Below are 8,899 nucleotides of genomic sequence, written 5' to 3'. Positions count from 1 at the left end.
AGTACCCCGAAGGGCCTTTCCGCTCGACTTGCATGTGTTAAGCACGCCGCCAGCGTTCGTCCTGAGCCAGGATCAAACTCTCCAATAAGGTTTGTTCAAACCCTGGCAAGGAACATAGCTGGCAAAAAAGATCTTTGCCGCTGTTGTCCATTACCAAAGGAATCCACATCTGACACCAGAACCAAAGTCCCAGTGCCGACGGGGTAAATCATAATTGGCACTAACTTTCCGACACCCTGTTGAGTTCTCAAAGAACAAACACACACCACTCAGCGACTTTTAAGTCACCCTGGGGGTTTTGTTTACCGCTTGTCTTGCTTGAGTTACTCTAGCAGGCCCATTCTCGCGTCTCAAACCGGGGTATTAATCCCTGTCGATCTGCTTGGTTCTGCTTTTTGGCTACCGGCCCGGCCACTCGCGATCAACTCCGTGGAGTGATCCGCTCGCCCGGCTCGCTGGCGCCTCTAGCAACTCTACCCGGTCGGTCTCGCTTTGCAAAGTCGGCCCTCGCGGTCCGGCTCGCTGCACCACCCGGCACCCGATCCCCCCAGCTAGGCCAGCTGGATCAGGTCACCCCTCGGGTTCGTCGCTTTCCGGTTGTTTCTTCCGGTCCGCCCCGTTCCCTCCGGGCAGAGAGAAAGTTACGCGACGGTTCACCGCCGGGTCAAATCGAGGCGGCGTGGCAGCGGTCACCCGCTGTCGGCCAGGGGGGACGTCGGGGGACTTCCGGGCACTCGAACGGACATCGTCCCAGGTCAGATGCGGTCCCGATCACGTCCGGATCACGGGCGACTCGCGGAACCGACAGGGCGCCGTCGTCCAGGACCGGCGCCGCGGCCCGCTCGCCCCGCTGAACCACGTCGGAACTGCTCCCCCGGAGCCGTGCGCATACGGGCCGTGCGACACGTAGCCGATCTCGCCTCCGGCCGTGGGCGAGACTGGTGATCCGGAGGGCGCCGCCCCCGCCCACCTCGGAGTCCTTCTCGACCACCCGCCGCTGCGGCCTGCTCCCGGATGATTCACCCAGGCCCCACCGAAGCCCGCCCACCGAGACGTGGACCGTGTGTCGGCGGACCGCACATGCCGCAGCCCGGCGCCAGTCCGGCACCGGCGACGCGCTTCGCACGCTCGATGGCCGGCTTCGTCCCAACCAGCTCCGTGAGTTCCGACCGGAGGCTGCCGGCCTCAGAGAAACGGCGCGGGCCCCGCCACCGGAGAGGTGACGGGGCCCGGGACACGTGGGGCTACTTCTTGGCGGCCTTCGCCGCCGTCTTGCGGGCGGCCACCTTCTTCGGGGCGGCCTCGGACTTCGGCTCCGCAGCCACCTTCGAGGCCGCGGGCTTCGGAGCAGCCGTCTTCGGAGCCGCGGCCTTGGGAGCAGCCGCCTTGGGCGCTGCCGCGGCCGGGGAGGCGGCCACCGCCTTGGGGGCCGTCACCTTCTTCGGCGCTCCGGCGGCCGCGATCGGGGACTGCCCCTCCAGGAGCGGGCGCAGGTACGCCCCCGTGTGGCTGCCCTCCACCTCGATCACCTGCTCGGGGGTGCCCTCGGCCACGACCAGGCCGCCGCGGCGTCCGCCCTCGGGGCCCATGTCGATCAGCCAGTCCGAGGTCTTGATGACGTCGAGGTTGTGCTCGATCACGATCACCGTGTTGCCCTTGTCCACGAGGCTGTGCAGCACCATGAGGAGTTTGCGGACGTCCTCGAAGTGCAGGCCGGTGGTGGGCTCGTCCAGGACGTACACCGTGCGGCCGGTGGAGCGCTTCTGGAGCTCGGCGGCCAGCTTCACCCGCTGGGCCTCACCGCCGGACAGGGTCGGGGCGCTCTGGCCCAGCCGGACGTAGCCCAGGCCCACGTCGACCAGCGTCTTCAGGTGCCGGTGGATCGAGGTGATCGGCTCGAAGAAGGCCGCGCCCTCCTCGATCGACATGTTCAGCACGTCGGAGATGGTCTTCCCCTTGTAGTGCACCTCGAGGGTCTCGCGGTTGTAGCGGTCGCCCTTGCAGACCTCACAGGGCACGTACACATCCGGGAGGAAGTTCATTTCGATCTTGATCGTGCCGTCGCCCGCGCACGCCTCGCACCGGCCGCCCTTCACGTTGAAGGAGAACCGCCCCGGGGTGTAACCGCGGACCTTCGCCTCGACCGTCTCCGCGAACAGCTTGCGGATGTTGTCGAACACCCCGGTGTAGGTCGCCGGGTTGGACCGCGGGGTCCGGCCGATCGCGGACTGGTCGACGCCGACCACCTTGTCCACGTGTTCCAGGCCCGTGATCCGGGTGTGCCGGCCCGGGACCAGGCGCGCGCCGTTGATCTGGTTGGCCAGCACCGTGTAGAGGATGTCGTTGACCAGGGTCGACTTGCCCGAACCGGACACCCCGGTGACGGAGATGAACTGGCCCAGCGGGAACGCCACGTCGAGGCCGTGCAGGTTGTGCTCGCGGGCGCCCTTGACCACGAGTTCGCGGCCCTTGGTGCGGGGGCGGCGGATCGCGGGGACCGGGATGGCCGTGCGGCCGGAGAGGTAGGAGCCGGTGAGGGACCTCTCGTTGGCGAGCAGGTCGTCGACCGTGCCGGAGTGCACGATGTGCCCGCCGTGCTCGCCGGCGCCGGGGCCGATGTCGACGATCCAGTCGGCCGTGCGGATGGTGTCCTCGTCGTGCTCGACCACGATCAGGGTGTTGCCCAGGTTGCGCAGCCGGACCAGGGTCTCGATCAGGCGGTGGTTGTCGCGCTGGTGCAGGCCGATCGAGGGCTCGTCCAGGACGTAGAGGACGCCGACGAGGCCCGAGCCGATCTGGGTCGCGAGCCGGATCCGCTGCGCCTCGCCGCCGGACAGGGTCGCCGCGGCCCGGTCGAGGGACAGGTAGTCGAGGCCGACGTCGAGGAGGAAGGTCAGCCGGGCGGTGATCTCCTTGAGCACCCGTTCGGCGATCATCTTCTGCCGGTCGGACAGCTCCAGCTTCGCCAGCAGCTCGACGCACTCGCCGATCGACAGGGCGCACAGCTCGGCGATGTTCTTGCCGTCGATCAGGACGGCGAGGACCTCGGGCTTGAGCCGGGTGCCGCCGCAGTCCGGGCAGGGGACGTCGCGCATGTAGCCGGCGAACTTGTCGCGGCTCCACTCCGACTCGGTCTCCTCGTGCCGGCGCTCCAGCCAGGGCAGGACGCCCTCGAAGTTGGCGTAGTAGGAGCGCTCGCGTCCGTACCGGTTGCGCCACTTGACGTGCAGCTGGGTGTCCGCGCCGTACAGGATGGCCTTCTGGGCGCGGGCCGGTAGCGCGCGCCACGGCTTGTCCATGTCGAAGGAGAGCTGCTCGGCGAGGGCGGTGAGGAGGCGCTGGTAGTACTCCGAGGTCTGGCCGCCGGACCAGGGCTGGATCGCGCCGTCGGCGAGGCTGCGCTCCGGGTCGGGGACGATCAGCTCGGGGTCGACCTCCTTGCGGACGCCCAGGCCGGTGCAGGTGGGGCAGGCGCCGTAGGGGGCGTTGAAGGAGAAGGTGCGCGGCTCGAGGGACTCGATCGACAGCGGGTGGTCGTTGGGGCAGGCGAAGTGCTCGGAGAACCGGCGCTCGCGGGCCGGGTCGTCCTCCGGGAGGTCCACGAAGTCGACGAGCAGGATGCCGGCGGCCAGGCCGAGGGCGGTCTCGACCGAGTCGGTGATCCGCTGCTTGGCGGACTTCTTCACCGCGAGCCGGTCGACGACCACCTCGATGGTGTGCTTCTCCTGCTTCTTCAGGGTCGGCGGCTCGGTCAGGGAGTGCACGACCCCGTCGACGCGGGCGCGCGCGTAGCCCTTGGACTGGAGTTCGTGGAAGAGGTCCACGTACTCCCCCTTGCGGCCGCGGATCACCGGGGCGAGGACCTGGAACCGGGTGCCCTCCGGCATGGCGAGCAGCCGGTCGACGATCTGCTGCGGGGTCTGCCGGCTGATCGCCTCGCCGCAGAGCGGGCAGTGCGGCTCGCCGATCCGCGCGTAGAGCAGGCGGAGGTAGTCGGACACCTCGGTGATGGTGCCGACCGTGGAGCGCGGGTTGCGGGAGGTGGACTTCTGGTCGATCGAGACGGCCGGGGACAGGCCCTCGATGAAGTCGACGTCCGGTTTGTCCATCTGGCCGAGGAACTGGCGCGCGTAGGCCGACAGCGACTCGACGTAGCGGCGCTGGCCCTCGGCGAAGATGGTGTCGAACGCCAGGCTCGATTTGCCCGAACCGGACAGACCGGTGAAGACGATCAGCGCGTCGCGCGGGAGGTCGAGGCTGACGTCGCGCAGGTTGTGCTCTCGCGCGCCACGGATGATCAATCGGTCCAACACGATGCGACCCTCACGAAGTTTTTCGGCGGTGACGTACCCGGTCAGCGCCCAGACGGGCGCCAGTCAGCCACTGTATCCGTGCCCTCTGACATTTTGTTCCTGCCCAGCTGGCGGGGCAGTTTGGGGGTGTCGGGGACTCGACTTATCTCCAGGACGACGCCGCCGTCCGGGAGCACGATCAGCCCCTCGTCGGTGACCGTCTCCAGGCTCGTGACGACGGACCGGCCGACGCCGAGCAGACCCAGGGTGAACCCGACCGGGAACGGCACGGGCGGGGCCGCCACGGTCGGCAGGTCCTCCGGGCGCCAGCCGGCCGGGTCGTCGAGGAGGACGGCGTCGAGGTTGGCGGCCAGGGCGCGGGCCTCGCCGGGCCACACCCAGGTGGTCCGGCGCGGGAGGACCGCCTCGATGGTCTTCGGGCCGTCGGTCCAGGACCGCAGGACCACCCAGTCCCCCACGCAGGGCATGGTGAGCGGCGAGCGGGCCCCCTTGGAGAGCATGGCGCCGCCGAGGCTGCCCCGGACGATGCCCGCGGCGGTGTAGATCACGCAGATTCCCTGGTCGACTCTGAGCACGCGTCCGGGGCGCAGGCCCCGACGACGGTACGGGGCGAACGCCGCGGCCAGGTCCTCGCCCCAGCCCAGGGAGTCAAGATCAATGCTCATCAGGGGATCCACGCTAGGTTCAACGGCCCCCGCGTTCCAGCCGATTATCCTGCATCACATGACCACCGACCCACTGGCCCTCCTGGCCGAACTCGAGCGCGCGACGGCGCGGCTCGCCCGTACCGTCGGGGGGCTGACCGACAAAGAGGTCGCCTCGCCCTCTCTCCTACCCGGTTGGACCCGGGGCCATGTGCTCACCCACCTGGCCCGCAACGCCGACGGACTGGTCAACCTGCTGACGTGGGCGGAGACGGGGGTGCCGACCCCGATGTACACCAGCTTCGAGGACCGGAACGCCGCCGTGGAGGCCGGGGCCGGCGGGACGGCCGCCGAACACGCCGAGGATGTGACCAGCGCCTCCCGGGCGTTCGCCGAGCGGGCCGCCGCGGTGCCGGCCGATGCCTGGAACGCGGTGGTCTGGACCCTCAACGAGAAGCGGATCCCGGCGCTGACCGTGCCGTGGCTGCGGCTCAAGGAGGTCGAGATCCACCACGCGGACCTGGACGTGGACTACGGTTCGGAGTCCTGGCCCGAGTCGTTCGTCCGGCGGTTGCTGCGTGAGGTGACGCACGACTACACCGGGCGCAAGGACGCGCCCCGGATGGTGCTGACGGCCACCGACCTGGGGGCGCAGTACGTGGTCGGGGACGGGGAGGGCGCGCCGACGGTCAGCGGGCCCGGGCACGCGCTCGCGGCGTGGTTGATCGGACGAGGGGCACACAAGTCGCTGGTCGGGACGTTGCCGACCCTGCCGAGCTGGGGCTGAGATGGACACGCACGAGACCACCGACCTGATCATCAAGAAGCTGTCGGTCGGCCCGATGGACAACAACGCGTACCTGCTGCGCTGCCGGCGTACCGGCGAACAGCTGTTGATCGACGCGGCGGCCGAGCCGGACCGCCTGCTGGAGCTGGTCGGCCCCGACGGGCTGGCGACGGTCGTCACCACGCACCGGCACCCCGACCACTGGCAGGGGCTCGCCGAGGTGCTGGACGCGACCGGGGCGGCGTCGGTGGCGCACGCCGACGACATCGAGGGGCTGCCGGTCGCGGCGGACCCGGTCGGGCCGACGGTGCGGGTCGGCGAGGTGGACCTGGACGTGATCCACCTGGTCGGGCACACCCCGGGGTCGATCGCGCTGCACTACCGGGACCCGTCGGGTGTCGGACATCTGTGGACTGGGGATAGTTTGTTCCCGGGTGGCGTGGGAAACACCCAGGGCGACGCGGAACGGTTCGCCTCGCTGATCCACGACGTGCGGACCAAGCTGTTCGACCGGTTCCCCGACGACACCACGGTCTACCCGGGGCACGGCGCGGACACCACCCTCGGCCGCGAGCGGCCCGCCGTGCCCGAGTGGGAGGCCCGCGGCTGGTGACGGCCGGAGTGACGGGCGTCGCCCACACAGTGACGCTCGTCAACTTTTGCGGGACATAGGACCGATTTCCACTACCCTCAGGTGCACACAACACAAACGTGCCGAGGGAGGTCCGGTGTCCATCGTCGACGTCTCCGCGCCCACGCCCCCGGGCGCCCTCGACACGCTGTTCGCGCACGCCGCGGACCGGGCCGCGCCGCCCCTGGAACGGATCCGGTTCATGGCGAACTGCGCGAGCGCCCTGGACGAGCTGTACATGTCCGGTGACGCGGGCCGGCGTCCCGACCTGGCCGCCGACTGGCTGCGCGCGCTGACCGCCGACGCCGTGCCGACGCTCACCGCCGCGGGGGTCACGCTCGTCGACTGGACCGACCTGTCGACGGCGACGGCCGCCCGGCTCAGCGGGTTCTTCCGGGACCGGGTGCTGCCCGTGCTCACCCCGATGGCCGTCGACCGGGCCCGGCCGTTCCCGCACGTCCGGGGGCTGGCCCTGCACCTGGCCGTGCTCCTGGCCAACCCCGACGGCGGGCCGCACCTGTTCGCCTCCGTGCGGATGCCGACCACCACGCCCCGGTTCCTGACCGTCGGGTCCGGGCGGTACCTGCCCGTCGAGAACCTCGTCGTCCGGCACCTGCCCGACCTGTTCCCCGGGATGCGGCTGATCGACTGGCACGCCTTCCGGGTGACCCGGTCCGCGCCCGGCACCCCGCCGGTCCGGCTGGAGGTCGACGCCGACGTGTGCGACCGGGCGCTGGACCTGCTGCTGGAAGAGCTCGAGGTGCGGCCCGAGGACGTGCTCCCGCTGTCGGGGCTGCTGGACCTGTCCGCGCTCCGCGAGCTCTACACGGGATAAAAACCCTTCGTCTGGTACCGGATGAGGGATTGCTCCTTCTTTGTCCTGCCTGGTCAACCGGTTGGCAGTGCCCCCGGCGCGTCCTACGGTTGGTCCATGGAGGAGGAACGCAAGTTCGAGGTCGACGAGGCGTTCACCCTGCCGGCGGAGCTCCTCGACGACCCGGCCGTGTTCGCGCTGGCCCCCGTGCGGCTGCGCGCGACGTACTTCGACACCGCCGACCTGCGGCTCGCCCGCGCCGGCGCGTCGCTGCGGTTCCGCACCGGCGACGCCGAACCGTGGACGGTCAAACTGCCCACCGACCTGCCCGGGATCCGGCACGAGGTCAGCCTCCCCGGGCCGTCCGGGCGGGTCCCGGCGGAACTGGCGAACCTCGTGACCACCTTCCGCCGGTCCGAGCCGCTCGCGCCCGTCATCGTGCTCCGCACCGTCCGGCAGCCGTACGAGGTGCGCGACGAGGCCGGCGCGGTGCTCGCCGAACTCGTCGACGACCACGTCAGCGTCCTCGTCGGGCGGCGGGTCGTCACCCGGTTCCGCGAGATCGAGGTCGAACGCAAGCACGGCGGGCGCGACGTCCTCGACCGGGTGGCCGCGACCCTGACGACCGCCGGGGCCGTCGAGGGCGAGTTCACCGCCAAGCACGTCCGGGCGCTCGGCTCCCCCGCCACCGCCCCCGCCGACCTCGCCGCCTCACCCCGGCCCGTGTCCCGGAAGAAGGCCACCGCCGCCGACGTGGTCGCCGGTGGCATCCGCCGCGACATCGGCCTCATCGTCGCGCACGACCCGCTCGTCCGGCTCCGCGCCGAGGTCGGGCAGGGCGACACCGCCGTGCACCAGATGCGGGTCGGCTGCCGCCGGCTCCGCAGCCGGCTGCGGACATTCGCCCCGCTGCTCGACCCGCGCTGGGCCGACCCGCTGCGCGCCGAACTGGCCTGGCTCGCCGGCGTGCTCGGCGGGGTCCGCGACGCCGAGGTGCTCCGGGCCCGGCTCGCCGCGACCGCCGCCAGGGACCCGCTCGCGCCCCTCGACCCCGAACTCGTCGCCGAACTCGACGCGGCACTGGCCGGGCGGCACCGCGACGCGCTGCGGGAACTCGACACGGCGCTGACGTCCGAGCGGTACCTCGAACTCCTCGACCTGCTCGTCACCGTCGCCGCCAACCCCGGCATCGGGCGGGCCGGGCGGGAACGGGCCCGCGACGCGCTGCCGCCGTTCGTCGCCCGCACCTGGAAGAGGCTGCTCAGGGACGTGCGGGGGCTGCGGGACGACGGGCCCGACGACGGGTGGCACGCGGCGCGGGTCCGGGCGAAGCGGGCCCGGTACGCGGTCGAGGCCGTGGTCGGGGTCGTGGGGAGGCCGGCCCGGAGGTTGGCTTCGGCGTTGGCCGCCGTGCAGGGGGAGCTCGGGGAGCATCAGGACGCCGCGATGGCCGCCGAGGTGTGGCTGGAGCTGGGGGCGGTGGATCCCGGGCGGTACGGGGTGGTCGTGGGGCGGTTGGTGGAGAGGGAGCGGGGGGCCGTGGTGGCGGCCCGGGGGAGGTTTGGCGGGGTGTGGGCCGGTGTACGGCGGGGGAAGGTGACGGGGTGGCTCGGGTGAGGCTTTCGCCGGGCTGGGCGGGGCCGTGTGACAGCGGGTGGGAGGCTTTCGCCGGGCTGGGCGGGGCCGTGCGGGGAGCGGGTCGGAGGCTCG

The 8,899-nt window shown here is 71.1% G+C and carries 5 protein-coding genes, 1 rRNA gene and 1 pseudogene; 4 read left to right on the top strand and 3 right to left on the bottom strand.

All coding sequences use genetic code 11. The features are described 5' to 3' along the window. The 3 genes and pseudogenes from PT931_RS03705 to PT931_RS03695 all read right to left on the bottom strand — a co-directional run. Positions 1-88 (bottom strand): 16S ribosomal RNA (locus PT931_RS03705); the annotation flags it as partial. A gap of 1,339 nt (positions 89-1,427) precedes the next feature. Beyond that, positions 1,428-4,313: pseudogene (gene uvrA / locus PT931_RS03700) on the bottom strand (excinuclease ABC subunit UvrA); the annotation flags it as partial. 41 nt (positions 4,314-4,354) lie between these two features. Then, complete coding sequence (locus tag PT931_RS03695; RefSeq protein ID WP_456244270.1) at positions 4,355-4,978, bottom strand: hypothetical protein; 624 nt, start codon at positions 4,976-4,978, stop codon at positions 4,355-4,357. Between the two features lie 58 nt (positions 4,979-5,036). Here PT931_RS03695 and PT931_RS03690 point away from each other — a divergent pair, with 58 nt between their 5' ends. The 4 genes from PT931_RS03690 (at position 5,037) to PT931_RS03675 (ending at position 8,806) form a co-directional block, all read left to right on the top strand. Next, on the top strand, positions 5,037-5,744 hold the full coding sequence (locus PT931_RS03690) for a maleylpyruvate isomerase family mycothiol-dependent enzyme (RefSeq protein ID WP_456244269.1): 708 nt from the start codon (positions 5,037-5,039) through the stop codon (positions 5,742-5,744). Position 5,745: 1 nt separating this feature from the next. Next, positions 5,746-6,357, top strand: coding sequence for an MBL fold metallo-hydrolase (locus PT931_RS03685; RefSeq protein ID WP_456244268.1), 612 nt, complete (start codon positions 5,746-5,748; stop codon positions 6,355-6,357). Positions 6,358-6,472: 115 nt separating this feature from the next. Next, entirely contained in the window at positions 6,473-7,210 is a 738-nt protein-coding gene (locus PT931_RS03680) for a hypothetical protein (protein WP_456244267.1), read from the top strand. 96 nt (positions 7,211-7,306) lie between these two features. Beyond that, a complete protein-coding gene (locus PT931_RS03675; protein WP_456244266.1) occupies positions 7,307-8,806 on the top strand; it encodes a CYTH and CHAD domain-containing protein in 1,500 nt (499 codons plus the stop codon). Positions 8,807-8,899 lie beyond the last annotated feature (93 nt).

The organism is Longispora urticae (genome assembly GCF_053902585.1).
Note: the sequence above shows the minus strand (reverse complement) of the source record. Positions and strands in the feature narration are given on the sequence as shown.

Bases quoted from the DNA above. Each gene is read 5' to 3' on its own strand.
- PT931_RS03685 (WP_456244268.1), top strand. From the start codon at position 5,746: ATGGACACGCACGAGACCACCGACCTGATCATCAAGAAGCTGTCGGTC.
- PT931_RS03690 (WP_456244269.1), top strand. From the start codon at position 5,037: ATGACCACCGACCCACTGGCCCTCCTGGCCGAACTCGAGCGCGCGACG.
- PT931_RS03675 (WP_456244266.1), top strand. From the start codon at position 7,307: ATGGAGGAGGAACGCAAGTTCGAGGTCGACGAGGCGTTCACCCTGCCG.
- PT931_RS03695 (WP_456244270.1), bottom strand. From the start codon at position 4,978: ATGAGCATTGATCTTGACTCCCTGGGCTGGGGCGAGGACCTGGCCGCG.